Annotated in this window: 8 protein-coding genes, 1 tRNA gene and 1 pseudogene; 3 read left to right on the top strand and 7 right to left on the bottom strand. The window is 34.9% G+C overall.

The window, feature by feature from the left end; all coding sequences use genetic code 11:
- Positions 1-42: 42 nt before the first annotated feature.
- Positions 43-1155 (top strand): DsrE/DsrF/DrsH-like family protein, encoded by a 1113-nt coding sequence (locus CD112_RS01465; RefSeq protein WP_103363715.1) that lies wholly within the window; start codon positions 43-45, stop codon positions 1153-1155.
- Positions 1156-1678: 523 nt separating this feature from the next.
- Here the strand turns inward: CD112_RS01465 and CD112_RS01460 are convergent.
- Positions 1679-2278, bottom strand: coding sequence for a TetR/AcrR family transcriptional regulator (locus CD112_RS01460; protein WP_070462685.1), 600 nt, complete (start codon positions 2276-2278; stop codon positions 1679-1681).
- 163 nt (positions 2279-2441) lie between these two features.
- On the opposite strand from CD112_RS01460, the gene CD112_RS01455 reads away from it, so the two are divergent.
- A complete protein-coding gene (locus tag CD112_RS01455) occupies positions 2442-3728 on the top strand; it encodes a YhgE/Pip domain-containing protein (RefSeq protein WP_070462683.1) in 1287 nt (428 codons plus the stop codon).
- 89 nt (positions 3729-3817) lie between these two features.
- Here CD112_RS01455 and CD112_RS01450 read toward each other — a convergent pair whose 3' ends face one another.
- Together CD112_RS01450 and CD112_RS01445 are read right to left on the bottom strand one after the other, a co-directional pair.
- The gene (locus CD112_RS01450; RefSeq protein ID WP_103363714.1) at positions 3818-4930 is read right to left on the bottom strand and encodes a hypothetical protein; all 1113 of its coding nucleotides are present in this window, start codon (positions 4928-4930) and stop codon (positions 3818-3820) included.
- A 155-nt stretch (positions 4931-5085) separates the two neighbouring features.
- Positions 5086-5919 carry a helix-turn-helix domain-containing protein gene (locus CD112_RS01445; protein ID WP_002480021.1) on the bottom strand — a complete coding sequence of 278 codons (834 nt, stop codon included), beginning with the start codon at positions 5917-5919 and terminating at the stop codon, positions 5086-5088.
- Positions 5920-6289: 370 nt separating this feature from the next.
- Between CD112_RS01445 and CD112_RS01440 the strand changes: the two genes are divergently transcribed.
- Positions 6290-6379 (top strand) — tRNA-Ser (locus tag CD112_RS01440).
- A 283-nt stretch (positions 6380-6662) separates the two neighbouring features.
- On the opposite strand, the gene CD112_RS01435 is transcribed toward CD112_RS01440, so the two are convergent.
- The 4 genes and pseudogenes from CD112_RS01435 to CD112_RS01425 form a co-directional block, all read right to left on the bottom strand.
- Positions 6663-14030, bottom strand: coding sequence for a GA-like domain-containing protein (locus CD112_RS01435; RefSeq protein ID WP_373364847.1), 7368 nt, complete (start codon positions 14028-14030; stop codon positions 6663-6665).
- A gap of 1778 nt (positions 14031-15808) precedes the next feature.
- Positions 15809-15908: pseudogene (locus tag CD112_RS13925) on the bottom strand (YSIRK-type signal peptide-containing protein); the annotation flags it as partial.
- Positions 15909-16103: 195 nt separating this feature from the next.
- Positions 16104-16934 carry an AraC family transcriptional regulator gene (locus tag CD112_RS01430; protein WP_023015618.1) on the bottom strand — a complete coding sequence of 277 codons (831 nt, stop codon included), beginning with the start codon at positions 16932-16934 and terminating at the stop codon, positions 16104-16106.
- A 298-nt stretch (positions 16935-17232) separates the two neighbouring features.
- Positions 17233-18794: Rib/alpha-like domain-containing protein (locus tag CD112_RS01425; protein WP_142380800.1), on the bottom strand; the 1562-nt coding region annotated here is incomplete at its 5' end.

Genomic DNA, 18794 nt, shown 5'->3' with positions numbered 1-18794 from the left:
TTGTACAATGACATCAATATAGAACAAAAGGGAGATGATCGAATGGTTCGATTTAAAACTGTTCAAATCACAGACTTAACTGAAGAAGACTTACAAGCTATGGGGGCACAAGATCAACTAATTGATGTAAGAGAAGCTGATGAATATGAAGCTGGTCATATTGAAGATGCGTTGAATTATCCACTTTCAACGTTAAATACGAAATTCCCATTAGACCAAGGCAAAACGTATTACATTTATTGTCAAAAAGGCGGACGCAGTCAACAAGCCAGCCAAATGTTAAGTGACAGCGGTTTTGATGTGATTAATTTAAATGGCGGTTATGAAGCATATCTTTCTCAACAAGAAGCACAAGCACAACCACAACATCAAACTACAAGTAAGCAGGAGCAGACCGAAGTCACTGCCTCTGAGAAAACAATTAAACCAGAACGCGAACAATTAAACTACAGTGGTTTACAATGTCCAGGTCCTATCGTGAATTTAAGTCAAGCCATCAAGCAACTACAACCTGGCGAACAAGTTGAAGTGATTGTTACGGATTTAGGCTTTGCGAGTGATATACAAAGTTGGGCAAAACAAACGGGTCATCACTTAATTGATTTAAAAACAGATGATTCAAAAGTCACAGCTATCATCGAAAAAGGTGAAGCTTCTGATCAAGCTATGTCTGTCCACGAATCAAATAATGGCACAACGATTGTCTTATTCAGCGGTGAACTTGATAAAGCTTTAGCTGCTTTAATCATTGCGAATGGCGCACGTGCAGCAGGTCGTGAGGTTTCTATCTTCTTTACTTTCTGGGGATTGAACGCATTAAAACGTACAGATGCGCCTAAAGTGCAGAAAAAAGGATTAGAAAAACTCTTTGATTTCATGTTGCCAAAAGGTCCAGAAAGTATGCCGTTATCTAAAATGAATATGTTCGGTTTAGGACGCTTTATGATGAAACTCTTAATGAAACAAAAGAACGTCGATTCATTACCTGCTTTAATCGATAAAGCAATCGAAAATGATATAAAACTAATCGCATGTACTATGAGTATGGATGTCATGGGTATCAAACGTGAAGAATTGCGTGATGATGTCCAAATCGGCGGTGTTGGCACATATATCGGCGATACAGAACACGCCAAACATAATTTGTTTATCTAAAGCATATAGATAATCCTCTGTCTTCAAATTAAGGCAGAGGATTTTTTTACATCATCTTTAAATATCCTTCTTACTCTTCAAAAATCAATCGAACATTTGTTCGCTTTTTCTTTGAAAACGCGTTCGTAAAATGCTAAACTTAATTCATGAGTAAAGGTCGTTCTACTATATTGTGAGTACCTCACGTGCCTTGAACTGCAAGAAAGTGAGGTGATATGGATGGACATCATTATCCATGAACTCACGATTAATTTTTCTTCAATTGTGCAAGTGACACTTTTAGCAACAGCCATCAAGTTTATTATCAGCAAGAACGACAAAAAAGACTAGCTATGCAGCAACATAACTAGTCTCTCATTCGGTTCGTTTGGTAATCACAATTGTGCGTTGTGAGCCTTTACTCTAGCCTTCAGTCCTGTAAGACTGAGGGCTATTTTAATACAACTAAAGCTTACCAAATTTATAGCCCACTTTCAATTAAATTGCGGTTCATCTAAAACAAGATTCCATACAATACATCATGCTATTGATCAGTAGCTAATAATCGCAATGGCCCATTAAATACAATCTTAGAAATATATTGAATTAATGTATCTATATCCACACGCTGTTCGTCTTGAACCCAATATTTAATCACACTCAACATTGATCCACTGACATAACTATGGAAATACATCACAGGAATACCAGCTATATCTCCTTTTGGATTCATTCGTAATTTCATGTTCTCTAAAATCATTTCAGAGATTCGTTCCTCTATTTGACTTTGTCTTTCTATTGTTAAAATAACTTGATAAAACTCTAAATTATTATAAACATGAGTGATCACATTTCTTAACACTTGATTAGAAAAGACTTCATAGAACTTATCAATAGATTCAATTGTTTTCATACTTTCAAAAATACGTGTTTTATCATAAAGCACATTCGCATATTCATCTTCCATCTTTTCTAATAAATCATATTTATCTTCATAATGCAGATAAAAAGTTCCTCTATTAATATCTGCGGCTTCTGTAATGTCATGAATAGTAATATGATCTAAGTCTTTTTGTTTAAGTAATTGAATAAAAGCCTTTTTAATCGCGCTTTGTGTTTTACGAACACGTCGGTCTACAGCCATAAATGAACACTTCCTTATTCTTTAATGAACAATTATCAACAATGTGTTGATTAACGAACACGATGCATTAAATTGGTCATTGCATCTATTTCATTACCAATTATAATAATCAAAGTAATGATAAATCAACACTATGTTCAATAAATCATAAGGAGTGAAAAAAATGAACATTTTAAAAAATAAACTACTTTGGATTGCGCCTATCGTATTAATTTTAATTATGATGTTATTATCAGTCGCATTCTATCCAGCATATAACTCAAAACCAAAAGACTTGCCACTAGCGATTGTGAATTTAGATGAGGGTACATCTATTCAAAGTAAATCTATTAATATCGGCAAAAATTTAGAAGACCATTTACTAAAAAATAAATCAGAGGCCATTCAATGGAAAGCTGTATCCAGTGAGGATAAAGCTAGATCAGGATTATTCAACCAAAAATATTACGGAATCATTGTCTTAGAAAAGGATTTCTCAAAACACGCCTTAAGCAAAACACAAGCAACTGTTATGAAAGCAAAACAACAAGAAATGGAAGACAAAGTAAAATCTGGAGAGATTCCACCACAAGTTGCACAGCAAATGGCGGAAAAAATGAAACAATCTGGATTAGAACAAGTAAAACCACAAGCTGCACATTTAAAAACAATTGTAAGTGAAGGTTCTGGTTTACAAGGCTCTCAAATAGCAAACAAAGTTTTTAATGGGATCAGCACGAATTTAAACCAAAAAGTCATGAAACAAGGCTTAAACATTCTAAATAAACAAAATGTCTCTATTCCAGCTAAAGAGATTGAAAGTTTAATTCAACCTGTTGAAACCAAAGCAGTGTCTGTTGATAAGGTGAAAGATCACCAAGCCAATGGTAATGCGCCATTCTTAATGTTTATGCCAGTTTGGATGGGATCTATTGTCAGCTCAATTTTATTATTCTTTGCGTTTAGAACTAGTCATTTAATTCAACGTAGTCAGCGTGTTATTGCGGCATTGAGTCAAATTGTTGTGGCTGTCCTCACAGCGTTTATCGGAAGCTTTGGATACATTTACTTTATGTCAGGCGTTCAAGGTTTCCACTTTGACCATCCAAACCGTGTCGCATGCTTTGTGATGTTAGCATTCTTAGGTTTCATCGGTTTGATTTTAGGTACAATGACTTGGTTAGGCATGAAGAGCGTACCAATTTTCTTCTTATTGATGTTCTTCAGTATGCAATTGGTCACTACGCCAAAAGAAATGTTGCCTAAATTTTATCGCGACTATATCGCAGGTTGGAATCCATTCTCTAACTATGCGACAACCTTAAGACAAATTATTTATATGCATCATCCTATTGAACTTAACACTACCGTATGGATGTTCATCGGCTTTATGACTTTCGGTATTATTTCAGTGATTGTAGCTGCGTTTGTACGTAAACATTCAGATAAAAAAGCTGAAATCCCAGCTTAAAGATTATTCTCAAATACAAAAATCAATCCACCTTCAAACACGCTTGGCTTTGAAGGTGGATTTTCATATCTTACCTTATTTAAACAACATTATTTCTTTTTCTTCTTTTTGTCTTTTTTCTTTTTATCCTTTTTCTTCTTGTCTTTTGAATCTTCTTTTTTATCGTCTTTCTTTTTACCTTTCTTCTTAGATTTCTTATCTTTGTTGTCTTTGTCGTCTTTCTTACCTTTTCCTTTTTTATCTTTGTCTTTCTTATCTTTTGATTCTACTTTTTCTTTATCTTCTTGTTTCTTTTCTTTCTCTTCAGACGACTCTGATGCAGACTTGTCATCTTCAGAAGGTTCATTTTCTGAAGATATTTTCTCTTCTTTTGCAGGCTCTTCTTTTACTACGGTAAATTCTTCTTCTAGTTCTCCTACTGCGATGACTTCACCTTTGTCATCTGTAGTGAGTGTTGTTTCTAATTCTTCATCTTGCTCTTCATCTAGATGGTAACCCAATTCTAAGACCTGTAAATAAACGGTTACTTGGAAGTCTTTATATTCACCTTTATAGATAGCTTGAACATCACTTTGACGAGATTGTAAATCAGTATGTTCTGTTAACGCAGGTTCTATTACGTTAGTTTGTATAGGTTCTTCTACAATTTCTTCAATAGAATGATCACGTTCTTGTTGATGGTTTTGAATGCTTTTATAAATTAAATCAGCATCTTTCAACTCCGGATATTGTTTTAAAAATGCGCTTTTAGTTTCTGGTAATTCAAAGTCTTTCTTTGCTTTTACATCGATATAGACTGCCGCATAATGGAACTTTGTTTGGTCAGAAACATTGTAAACCCAAGATTTAGGCGGGTTTGTCATTTTCTTTAAATGTTCAGTAAAATCACGTTGAATTGTTGATACCGCATGACCTGCTTGACCGCTAGCGCTTGGTTCAAAATCATGTACATAAACCGTTCTTAGTTTTACCATATCTGTCATTTCATTTTGATCTAGAACTGCTAAATCTAAACGTGACATCTCTCTAGCGACAGTTTCTGACTGTGCTTGACGCAAAACTTGAATTCCTAATAAATCTTTTAATGACTTATCTATACCTGACACTAAAGTTAAATACGCCATATCATCTGCGTAGTGTTTAAAGTTACCTTCTAACTTGCCCAATCTTTTAGTTAAAGCATCTGCGATATTGATTTTCATGTTAATTCCCCCATAGGTTTGATTTATACACTAAGTTAGTAACTTATACCCTATCAGTCGCAAAATAAGATTAAGATTTTATTAGATTGAATACTAATTTAGATTTGCGTCACTCAAAATAAAAAAGCGGTACAGGAGTACACGCTTTATAAGAATCAGCCATTCATGAATTTCAAAACTTCATCATACACTTTTTGAGAACGTTCATTATTTTTAATGCGTCTTTTTTGAGACCGAGCCACATACTCCATGGGCACCATATTAAATTGTTTCTTAAAATTGTTGAGGAAAGAACGTTTACTAGAGTATGAATATCTTTTCCAAACTTCTTTGGTTTTTTGATTATCTTCACCATTAATTAATAGATATTCTGCCACGTTAAAGATTTTCACTTGTTGTACGTAATCATTGTAGTTAACACGTGCTGCATCTTTAAATACACGTGATAAATAACTGATATTTAAATCAAAACTTTCAGCGATAGTTGTTAACTTTAACGCTTCATCTGAATGGTGATTGATGTACTCAATAATGTGGTTGATTGTCGGGTTATTAGTCATATTGAATAAGTAGATGTCGAAGTTTTCCAAGTAAACACGTAAGTATCTTACCAGTCGCACAATGGTCGCATTCGCTTTCACAAAATTTGTTTCACATACATAACGTAAAGCCTGAATATAATCATTTTTAATGATATGGTGGATTTCAAAATTGCTTTCAACATGATTGATTTCTTTTAAACAAGCCGGCTTAAAATAGACATAATGAATTGATAAGCAGACAACTTTCCCTTCTTTTATTTCCACTTCCATATTTGTGAAATGTGGTTTTTGAACAAAAAGATCTCCTGTTTTATAGGTAAAGTGCTGTGCCCCTTTTTTAACGAAGACTGTACCTGATAAAACTAAATAAATATTAACGTACTCCTCGCTTTTCGAATTATCTTTTATACAAGACCAACCTTGAAAAATATTGTAACTGTAATCCAAAAATATACCCCCCTAATAAAATAAAATGATAATGTGAATGAGTTCTTCTAAATATCCATAGAAAAGCAAGCAGTAAAATAGAAGAGTAAAAGAAGTGATGATTGAGGTAGATACATTTCATAACTGATGAAATTATCCAAAATAAGACTACACCTATTTATAATAAACTAAATGTTCAGAAAATTGAATGCTTTATTGTAAGTTTTTGTGCTAAAACGTTATATTTTTATCTGTTTTATTCAACCAGAAAGCCTTTAGTCCATTCTTTAAGTATATGTAAAATTACTTTATGATTTCTGTGGATTTCATTAAAAAATTATTGACGCGTTACACATTCTCCTATATAATAAATCTTGTGTTAAAAAGCTATGGAGAAATACCCAAGTCCGGCTGAAGGGATCGGTCTTGAAAACCGACAGGGGCTTAACGGCTCGCGGGGGTTCGAATCCCTCTTTCTCCGCTACGATAAAGGATGAGATACTAAACAGTGTCTCATCCTTTTTTATTAACTTAACGTAAAAATTTCACTAAGTTATTATCATACGCTTAACAAATATTAGACTACATCACTAAACCCCACTCTATCATCTTAGAATGGGGTTCTTTTTATGGCGAGACTACTTTGTCTCACTTATTACGAGTATTTAGACGAAACGGTAAAGATATAGCTGATATTAAGATATAAAATATAGTACGCTATCAAAAAAGCCGCACTCCCTACGAGTACGACTTTTGTTTAAATATTAATTTTTTCTACGACGACTGCTTACTAAGAATGCGACGCCGATCAATGTGGCTAATCCGCCTACAAGGATGCTGTTAGATTGTGACTGACCTGTATTTGGTAAAGCTTTTTGTTGTTTAGAAGAAACTGTTTGTTCTGGATGTGTAGTTCTAGTTGTTGGATTGTTTGATGTTTGTGATGAACGCTCTTCATCGTTTTGATACATATGTCTATCAGAAGTTCGAGTAGTATCTTGATGTTCATTTGTTGATTCATCAGAAGCATTGTTATCTTTAGACGTCTGATGTTTTTGTGTTATTTCGGTTTGATTTTCTACCTCTAAAGACGTGCGTTCAGATGATGCTTCCTCTTCTGTTGTACGCTCTTGTTGTTTATTTGTATCTTCTGTTTTGACTTCTTGTTTAACTTCACCCTCAGTATTCAAATCAACTGATGAAGTTTTTTCAGAAACCATCTGGTTAAGAGAAGTTTCATCTGCATTTTCTAGGTGTATTTCTTCTTGTTGTGTAGTTGTTGTAACAGGCTTTTCCGATACTACTTCATTTGAAATTGTTTCAAGAGAAGTTGTAGATTTATCTTCAGTTACTGCTGGAATTTCAATATTTTCTATGTTGTTTAACTCTGAAATCAAGTTGCCTTTTAATTCACTTGGTAACTGAGCTATTGCTGATTGTGCTAATTCTTTTGTTGTCTTTACTTTTTCTTGAACAATCGCTAATGCTTCTTGTTCTTCTGTCTGTACACGATGATCTGAAAGTACTTTTTCAAGTTCAATATGTGCTGCATTATTTGTTGATATTGCTTCCTTCAACGCTGCTTCTGCTTCATTTAACCATTGATCTTGGATGTCGTTTGTACCATTCGCATTAGCGTCATTGATTTCTGGGATGTCGATACCTTGCAGTTGTGCCAATAACGCTGGTAAATTGCCTTTTAGTTCACTTGGTAGTGCGTTTACTTTTGTCTCTGCTGTTGCTTTTAATGTTTGTGCTTCTTCTTGTGCTGATTTCAATAATGCTTGTTCTTGCGGTGTGATTAAGTTGTCGGAAACTGCCATGTTCCATGCTGATTGGGATGCTTTATCCGCAAGTTCTGCTGCTTTCACAGCGGCTTCGGCATCATTTAACCATTGATCTTGGATGTCGTTCGTGCCATTCGCATTAGCGTCATTGATTTCTGGGATGTCGATGCCTTGCAGTTGTGCTAATAACGCTGGTAAATTGCCTTTTAATTCACTTGGCAGTGCGTTTACTTTTCTCTCTGCTGTTGCTTTTAATGTTTGTGCTTCTTCTTGGGCAGATTTCAATAATGTTTGTTCTTGTGGTGTAACTAAATTGTCAGAGACTGTAGAATCAAATAATGTTTGAGCATGCTCATCAGCTGACTGTGCTGCTTTCACCGCATCTCTCGCTTCATTGATTAATACATCTACATTATCATCAATACCATTTTCATTTTGATCATTAATCTGCGGTAATGTAATACCTTTGAGCAACGCTAAATCTTTTGGAAGATTACCTTGCAATGTTAATGGTAATTGATTTACCTTTTCTTTTGCTTGTGCTTTCACATCTTCGTAAATTGCTTGTAATTGAGCTAATTGTTTATATTCGCTTGGTGTAACTAAACCATCTGCTGTATTCGTTGCTAGTTTTTCCTGTAGTTTAGCATCCATTGCTTGTGCCACTCTGACAAACTCTGTTGCTTCAGCTAATGCAGCATCATCTGCGTCTGAAATATTATTGGCATTTTGATCATTGATGTTTGGAACTGTGATGCCTTGAAGTTGTTTTAAACGTACTTCAAATGGTGATTGATAAGCTGCTGGTAATTGCTTCACAATTTGTTGTGCTGAATCTTTAGCACCTTCAAACAATGCTTGATGTTGTGATAAGTTTTGATATTCTTGTGGTGTAATCAAGCCATTTTCATTTGCTGTATCAAGTTCAGATTGTATCTCTTGATTCATTTTTTCAGCTTGTGCCACACGTGCTTCTGCTTGTTCTAGCAATGTATCAATATCATCTGCAATGCCATTAGCATTTTGGTCACTGATGTCCGGAATTGAGATAGCTTGCATTTGCGCTAAAGCATTCACTAATTCATCTTTAACTGCTGCTGGAATCTTACTTTGTTGAATCGTCTCAGTTGCTTGTTCTTTTAGTTTTGATGCATGATTTTGTGATTCAATCAATGTGTCTTGTTCTTGTGGTGTAATTAAGTGATCTGCAGTCACTTTTGTTAAATCACCTTGTGCTGTTTCATGTGCAGCTTTTACTGCATTTATTAAATCTTGAAGTGTTTGATCTAACGTATCATCTACATCATTATGGTCGTGGTCATTAACTTCTGGTACTGCAATACCTGTTAAAGCATCAAGCATTTTTAGAAGTTCACCTTTTAGTGCATCATCAACTAAAGCAATTTTATCTTTAGCAATATTTTTCTGTGCTAAGAATGCTTTTTGAAGATTTGATAACATATCATGTTCATCGTCGTTGATAACATCATTGTCCTGAGCTGTTTCTAATCCTGCTTTCGCAACTTTTTCTGCTGCTTCTGCTGCCTTAATTGCTTGTAATGCATCACTCATCAATTGATCTTGGTTATCATCGATACCATTTGCATTTTTATCATTCACTTCTGGGATATCGATTGCTTTTAACGCATCTAATTGTTGTTGGAATTCCGGTCTTAAGTTTTCATCAATCATATCCACTGCTTTTTGAGCATAGTGTTTCGCTGTCTTCGCATAGTTGACTTGGTTAATTAATTCTGACTGTTCTTTTGGTGTGACTAATTGATCTTGTTGAATTGATTCTAGTTGTTGTTTTGCTGTTTCATGTGCACGTTTTGCTTCATCAACTAAGTCTTGAACAGCTGCTTTCAATGCATCTGTATGATCATCAATGTGGTTATTATCTTGATCATTGACAGTTGGTAAAGTAATTTCATTAATCGCATCTAATTGTAACTGCAAGTCTTTTTGATATGCTGCTGGTAAAGCATCAATTACTGCTTGCGCCGCAGCTTTATTAGCTTCTACTAAATTTTTAGCACCGCTTAGAACTTCTAATTCACTAGGATTGATTAAACCGTCTACTGATGCCTCATCTGCTTTAGCTTGTGCTGCTTGCGCCATATCTTTAGTCGCATTGATTAATTGTTGTGCCTTGTCTATTAATGTATCAATATCATCACGAATACCATTTTGATTTTTATCATTCACAGATGGAATTGAAATTCCTGTTAACGCTTGTACTTTTTCAGGCAAATCTTGTCTGTATTTACTCTCAACTGCTTCAAGCTTTTCTTCAGCTAATGCTTTCTTTTGTTTAAATTCTTCTTGTAACGCTTTTAATTGTGCTTGTTCATCAGGGTTTACCACACCATCTGCTTGAACTTCTTCTAATGCTGTTTGTGCTGCTGCTTCTGCATTTTTAGCTACTTCATAAGCTTTGGCTGCCTCATCAAATAAGCTATCTTCTTTATCCGGCACACCATTATGATTTTCATCGTTGACTTGTGGTAGTCCAATTGGTGTTAATGCATCGAGTTCTAGTTGTAACGTTTGTTTAACAGGTTCTGATAATAATGCGTCTACTAACGTTTGTGCTGCTGCTTTTTTGTCCTCTGCTAATGAAATTGCTTTGGCTAAATCTGCGCTTTCTTCTGGTGTAATGATATTATCTTTTTGAATATCATCCATTTGCGTCAATGCATTGTTATAAGCTGCTTTTGCTGCTTCTACCGCTTCTTTCGCTTTATGAATGGCTTGATCTACGTCATCACGAATCCCGTTTTTATCCTTGTCATTCACTTCTGGTACAGTAATACCTGTTAATGCCGCAAGTTGTTGTGGCAGGTCTTTGCGGTATACTTCTTGAATCGCATTAATTTTTTCATTTGCTAATGCTTTCTTTTGTTCAAAGTTAGCTTGTGCTGCTACTAATGCTTGGTGTTCTGTTTCATCAATTAATTCATTTGGTTTTAGTGCTTCAGCTAACATTTCTTTTGCTGCTTTATCTGCTGCTTGTGCCTCTTTCAATGCATCTCCGGCAAAGCGTATTAATAAATCTTCTGAATCTGGAATATCATTTGCATTGTTGTCATTTACTGGTGGAACGATTAAATCAGGGTATTGTCTTAAAACGCTCAGTAACTCTGCTTTTAAAGGTGTTCCATCTGAGAGATTATGAACATCGGTAAAGGCATTCATTTTAGATTCATATGCAGCAAGTTTGAAAGGTCTTAATGATTCGATTTCGTCTGGATTAACTAATCCATCATCTTGTATCGCTAAAATCGCTGCTTTTGCTGCTTTATCTGTTTCTATAACTTTTTGTACAAGTTTTCTGAGTTCAGCCTCTTTATCATCAGCTACATCATTACTATTAGCATCATTCATTTCTGGTACATCAATACCTGTTAATGCTTTTAATTTCCCAGGCAATACACCTTGATATGTTGATTCAACTGCGTCTAATGCTTGTTGTGCTGTTGCTTTCTTTTGTTCAAAATCATGTTGTAAGTTTTGTAGTGTCTGGTGTTCTTCTGGTGAAATAGTTTGATTCTCGTTTACTTTTGTTAATTCAGATTTTGCTAAAGCATCAGCTGCTTTTGCTTTTTCAATTGCTTCCTCTGCTGCTTTAACTAAAGCATCTTGAGTATCTGGAATCATATTGTTGTTATCGTCATTGATGTCTGGAACACGAATACCATCTAATTTTGCTAGTTCTTGCTCTAAAGGTGTACGTAATACTTCAGGTAATGCATTCACTTTTTCTGTTGCTTCTGCTTTTGTTGAAACAGCTGTTTTCTGAGCTTCTGTTAAATCTTGATGTTCTTTCGGATTAATCAGCTTATCTTGTGTTGCGTCTGTTAAGTTATGTTTCGCTGCTAAATCTGCTGCTTTTGCTTTGTCTAAAGATACTTGTGCTTCTTTAAGCAATGCTTCTAGTTCAGCTTGATCAACATCGTCTGTTTTACCATTATTATCTTTATCATTTACTTCTGGTACAACAATACCGTTTAACGCTGCTAGTTGTGTTGGTAATTCTCCACGATACTGTACATCAATCGCATTGATTTTATCGTTAGCTGCTTGTTTCTTCGTTGTGAAATCTTGTTGTAACTTATCTAAGTTGTCATGTTCTTGTTGATTAATAACTTTGTCATCATTAGCTTTAACCAATTCTTCGTTAGCTAATTTATCCGCTGCTTCAACTGCTTTGATAGAAAGTTTAGCCGCTTCAATCAACGCATCTTGTTCATCAGGGATGTTGTTATCATTGTTGTCATTAATGCCTGGTACCGTAATACCTTTTAACTTAGCCAATCTTTCTAATAATGATGTTTGTACTTCTGATGGTAAGGCTTTAACTGCTTTATCTGCTGTTGTTTTTGTTGTATCTGCATTTTCTTTTGAGACAGTTAAATCTTGATGTTCTTGAGCTTTAATTAAGTTATCTGCATTGGCTTGTTGTAATTGTGTTTGTGCTGCTTGGTCTGCAGCTTCTGCTTTCTTAACTAAATCTTCTGCGTTTTTCAATGCTGCATCTTGTTGTTCTTTTGCATCTTGATCATCTGGTTTACCATTACTATTTGTGTCATTAACAGCAGGAACTGTAATTCCTTTTAATGCTTCAAGTTGTGTTGGTAAATCACCACGATATTTCTCTTCAATCTGGTTGATTTTATCGCTAGCTGCTTGTTTCTTCGTTGTAAAATCTTGTTGTAAGTTTTCTAAGTTGTCGTGCTCTTGTTGATTGATGGCTTTATCAGCTTCAGCTTTAGTTAATTCTTCGTTTGCTTTTTGATCTGCTGCTTTAACTGCGGCTAATAAATCTTTAGCTTCTGCGATTAATGCGTCTTGTTCGTCTGGAATGTTGTTGTTGTCAGTATCATTAATAGATGGAATTTCAATACCGTTCAATGCATCAAGTTCGTCTAATAAAGGAGCTTGCATGTTTTCTGGAAGTACTTCTACTAAACCTCTTGCAGTTGAATTTGCTTCGTCAGCCTGATTTTCTACAACATATAATCCTTCTAATTCTTTGAGTGAGATTACATCATCTTGTTTTACTTCAGCTAATTTAGCTTGCGCTGCTTTATCAGCAAGTTTTGCTTTCTCAATTGCCGCTTTCGCTTCTGCTAAGTTTTGGTCTGTTTCGGCACGATCAGCAGTATCCGGTTTTCCATTATTATCAGTATCGTTAACAACCGGAACTTCAATTCCTTTTAACGCATTGATTTGTTGTAATAGTTTATCGTTATATTTCTTATCAACTGCATTAGCTTTTTCTGTTGCTGCTTGTTTTTGAGTTTCAAAGTCATTTTGAAGTTCTGTTAATTTCGCATTTTCTTCTTGATTGATAGCCTGGTTTTCTTGTGCTGTTGCTAATTCGGAAACTGCTTTTTTCTCAGCATCTTCTGCTGATTTAATCGCTGCTTCTGCCAACTTGATTAACTCATCTTGGGTGTCTGGAATATCATTCTCATTTTTATCATTAACTTCTGGTACAACAATCCCTTTTAAAAGATTCAATCTGTCTAAGAATGATTGTTGTTGCTCCAGAGGTAATGTTTTAACTGCTGCTTCTGCTGTTGATTTTGTTGATGTTGCAAGTTCTTTTGCAGCGGTTAATTCTGTATGCTCTTGCGGCTTAATTAGACTGTCTTCATTTGCGTTTTGTAATTGTGATTGTGCTGTTTGGTCTGCAACTTCTGCTTTCTTCACTAAGTCTTCAACATTATCTAAAGCTGCTATGAGTTGTTCCTTTTCATCTTGTTCGTCTGGTTTACCATTGTTGTTCTTGTCGTTTGCTACAGGAACTGTAATACCCACAAGCTTATTCAATTTTTCAATTAATGGAGATTGATGTTTCTCATTAACTTCTTTTATCTTTGCTTCTGCTGCTTTTTTCTTAGTTTCAAATTCTTTTTGAAGTGCTGATAAATTATCATGTTCAGTTGGAGAAATCGCATTGTTTTCATTTGATGTTTCTAATGTTGCTTTCGCTTTGCTTTCAGCCTCTTGCGCTTCTTTTAACAGTTGCTCAGCATCTGCTATCAACTTGTCTTGATCATCAGAAATTGAATTGTTATTTTCATCATTTACTTTTGGTAATTCAATCTCAGTTAATTGATCTAGTTCTTGTTGTAATGTTGCTTTTAAACGTTCCGGCAATTGATTCACTTTTATTTGCGCTTCATTTTTTCTAGATGTTGCTGTTTGAATTTCATTTTGCAAACCGTCCATTTCATTTTTGCTTACAAGTTGGTCGGCAGCGATTGTTTGAGCTGTTGCTTTTGCTTGGGCATGCGCTTTTTTAGCTTCTTCAATCGAAGCGGTTGCTTCTGCCATAATTTGCTTATCAATTTCTTTTTTAAGTTCATCAGAGAGTTTTAATGCAACGGTTTGATAATCTGTTGTTAGGTTTTCAATGTGCTTTGTCCCATTATCAAATGACCACTTCACTGGAACGTTTAATGCATTTCCATCGTAATATTCTTTTAATCGTGTCCATTTTTCTGAACTTGTGCTGATATCTTCAGTTGTTAAGTTATGTTTCAAAGTGATTGAAGGCGTATAAGTTTTATCATAGAAAGCTGCTTGTGATAAAGCATTGTTGCTGTTAGTTAGTATCACTTTGTTTGTATTATTTTGAGTGGCAGCAAAGTAATTTGTATTAGGTTGAACATTTGCAACGATGTCTTGTGGAAACTCTGCTGTCATTTCAATTTTGCTTGGTAAAGTCGCTGTTTGATGTACTTCTCTTGTTGGAATATACTGGGTGATTGTTACTTTCGCATCATCATTTCCAGTTGGATTAACGACTTGAACTGTATAAGGTTGTACTGGTACTAGTAAGATACCTTTTACATGAAACGCTGTACCTGATGCATTTCTTCCAGTCATACTATAAGTCAATTCACTCTTATCTTTGAAAGTGGCAGTTACTCTATTTGGATAATCTTCAACAGCCCCTCTTGGGTGTTCACCTGTCGAAATAATGACTTTATTATCTTTTAACTCTAAATTAGCTGTAGCCTCTGAAAGAGTGTTACTACTAATATACAGTTCGTTAATTTCATTTCGGTTAAAAGTGACGGACTTTCTAACATCTACTTCTTTATTTCGATCATAATCATCAAGATCATAAATATTTAATAACCCGCTTACAGGATGAAGTTTATCATTGAGAGTCTTTAGCTCTTCTATTACAGAAGTAATAGACGTACCGTTAGTAACCTTATTATAAAAACCGTCTAGTTTTGTCTTATCGATATTAGACATGAATTTAATGTTAGCTGTTGCACCACCACCATCTTGAGAAGTCATAGACAACATGTCTCGACCTGAAGTGAAGAAATATCTTTTATTAGTTGGAAACTTTCTAGATGGTTCATCCATTTTGACATGCACCAATGCATCTACTTTATGACCGTTCGCTGTACCTACATTATTGATATATACATAGGCTTCTGGTTGAGTATCATCAAGAGTAATATAATCACCTAGATACGCATGAATGCCACCACCATTTGTAGTTGTAGTTTTTTTACTTGTCATTGTTTCTTTGTTTGTCAGGAAAGAATAAGATTTACTGTCATGATCTTTAAATTTAGGTGAAAAATCAATGTAATCTGGTACAACTATTTGTCCTGGATTCGCTACTTTCTTCACTAAATCGCTACCAGTATAATCAATGATTTTTCCATTGTACGTTTCATTATTAACGGGTGCTTCAACTTGTGGTTCTGTGTCTAATGAACGCTTTTCACGTGTATGAATCGTTGGATTTGATTCTGATGTTGGGTCAATCGTTGGTGTTGATTCTGAAGTTGTGTCTTTTGCTGTTGGATTTGTTTCTTCTGGTTGTGGTGCTTGTTCTATAGTTGTCGGTGCTTCTGATGTTGTTTGGTTTAATTCTGGATTATGAGGTGCAGTATTTTCAGAGGCAGGAGCTTCTGTTGTTACAGGTGGTGTAACGACTGCTGTTGTTTTTGTCTCTTGGGTTGGTTGAGACGTTGTGTCTGAGTTAGGATTTGGTGATTCAGACTGAGTTTGAGTGGTGTCTGTACTAGATGTATGTTCTTCTGCTGCTTGGGCGTCATGACTGAGGCCAAACATGAGTGTTGCTCCTACAAGGATAGAAGCGGTTCCTACCGTGAATTTACGGATAGAGTACTTGTTTTGCTTATTAGGCAAAAAATCAAGTCTACGATTGGGTTGTTTCATTGTTGTTCCTCCGATGTGTCTGTGTCTATATGCTGAGTGTTCTTTTCTAAAAATCATTTGCTTACATCCTCTTTTTAAGAGAACAAAATTTATATTAACTGATTTTTTTCGAAAATAAATAGACATCAAAGGAATAGTAAAAAAAGTGCATGTCAAAAGTAAAAAAAGTGCAAGCGATGAATACCCCTTAAATTTTTAGTTGTTTACTGTTTCTAAATAGGACAAAGCTTCTCTATAAATCAATTCAGATATCATATTTTCTGCCCGTTTATAATATTGAGCTTGGTTGATAAATTCTTTGGGACTCATGTGAAATTGGTTTTTAAAGTTTTTTAAATATGTACGATAACTCGCAAAATTATATTCTTTCCATAACTCGTTTTCATTACCGCGGATGAGTAATTCTTCAGCTAATTTATAAAGCTTGAGTCGTCTTACATATTCATTAAAACCTATCTGCATCTCCTCTTTGAACTTTCTCGAAAGAAAACTACTGTTTACATAAAGTACTTGCGCGACATCGCTTAACTTTAATGGTGCTTTAAAATTATGATTAACGTGTGAAACAGCTTTTAACACATTCTCATTTGTAGTGAAATTAAAAACATAGCTTTCACTTTCGCTGTAGTATATATGCAAATAATTAATGAGTTTAATGATATTGATATCAGCCATAAATAAATCTTCTTCATACATAAAACGAATATAGTTCATAAACGCTTTTTTCATACTAAGCTGTGTTTGGTCTGTTTTAGTGATGTTACGCGCATTTCTTAAATAATATTTATTGAAGTGTACTTTATTGATAGAGAGGCAAACAATACTGCCATCGATACTTTGGATCTGTGAGTATTTCATTTCTGGTGTTGTGACAAATATATCGCCAGTTCCATATTCTAATTCGATCTCATCAATAGTTACTTTAGCCAAACCACTTATCACAAAGTACACAGTAATATATTGGTTGTCGTGCATTAAGTCAAAATTACATACGGACGAAGTAAAAATATTGTAGGTATAGTCCATCATTGATTCTCCTATCAAGTATAAAATTAAGAAAAAGGTGTCTAAAAAATGAATTAAAAAGTGATAGTTAGAAGTGAATTAAAAGTGTCAAAACAAACTAGAAAATGTTTGTGTTAGGAATTAAAAAGGGGCTCTTATGAGAGTTAACTTTGTTTATCATAGCTTATTAATCGTAAAAGTTGAATACTTTTTTCTAAATTCAATTGTACTAAATTACAAAATCGGGGATTTCCCTATATGCATAAAAAAGACCGTACCCAATAAAGTGTACGGTCTAAAAACTACTTATGATTTAGTTTTATTTATTGTCATCGTGATTACGACGTCTTCTGAATAACAAGATTGAACCTAGGGCTGCGAATAATCCGCCAAATAATACGCCGCTATTAACAGTGTCTTTACCTGTATCTGGTAAAGCTTTAGCAGTTGATTTTGCTTTTGATTTGTCAGCTGTTTTATTTGAAGATTCATCTTTCACTGTTGATACTCCAACTTTAGAAGATTTATTGTTTGTATCAGTTGTGTTCGTATCAATTGTGTTTGTTCCATCAGATTCTGGTGTATTAATTTTTTCTTTATTCGGAGCAGGTACAACTTCTTTGTCGCCTACTACGATTGCAGTTGATGATTTAGAAACATTACCTGCTTCATCAGTAGCAACTACAGTTACTTTATCTCCATCTTTCAACATTACATTAGAAGGAACATCCACTGACCATGTGCCATCTTGTCCAACTTTGACTGTAACTACTGTGCCATTAGGGAACGTTACAGTAACTGTTGTACCTGGTTCAGCAGTACCTGTGACTACTTTATCTCCAGCATGAATTACATTAACAACTGGTACTTCTGGTGCAACTGTATCTTTAACTGGTGTTACTGTTTCTTTTGAAACATTGCCTGCTTCATCAGTAATTACTGCTTTCACATTGTCTCCATCTTTCAATGTTACAGCTTCAGGAACATCTACTTTCCAATTACCATCTTTATCTACTTTAGTTGTTACAGTAGATCCGTCTGGGAATGTCACTGTTACAGTTGAACCTGGTTCTTTGCCAGTTCCTGTGACAGTTCTGTCTCCTGCTTCAATTGGGTTCACAACTGGTGCTTCTGGTGCAATTGAATCATGTACTGTGACATCAACAGTAACATTTTCTGTTGAACCATCTGGATATGTCACTTTAACTATAACTGTAACAACATCTCGTTCAGCAGCATCTTCTGGTACTGTAACTGTAATTTTACCAGTATTAGGATTTACTGTAACTGTCCAATCTTTATCTATTCCTGATTCACTCGGAATTTCAAAGCGTGTGCCAGTTGGAACATCATCTTTGACTTGAGGAATTTCAATAGATTCTCCAGGGTTCACTTGGACATCGTTATATCCAGGATTGTATACATCAGCATCTGGTTGCGGATGAACAGTGATTGTGACATTTATATGGTCAGTTGTGCCATCTGGATAAGTGACTGTTACTGGTACATCATACACACCTGGAATTGAACCACTTGGGATTAATGTTGGATTATCCACTGTAACTTTATATGGTTTTTCAGTATCAGGGTAACCTGGAACAGTTACTTTACCTACAATTTCATCAATCGTTGTATGACTGCCATATGGTTTTTCAATTGGTTGAGTTGTCGGTTCATACGTATCTGAATCTTTTGGACCAACGACTACTTTCACAGATACATGATCTTTTGTACCATCCGGATATGTGACTGTTACTGGTACTTCATATTCACCTGGAACTTTGCCATCAGGAATTAATGCTGGATTATCTACTGTTACTTTTGGTTGGTTACCTTCTGTTGGATAATCAGGTACAGTTACTTGATTTACGATTTCGTTTA

Origin of the sequence: Staphylococcus simulans (assembly GCF_002902285.1) — a bacterium.
GTDB classification, from domain to species: domain Bacteria; phylum Bacillota; class Bacilli; order Staphylococcales; family Staphylococcaceae; genus Staphylococcus; species Staphylococcus simulans.
The sequence above is the reverse complement of the archived record's forward strand: the minus strand, read 5'-3'. Positions and strand labels throughout refer to the sequence as shown.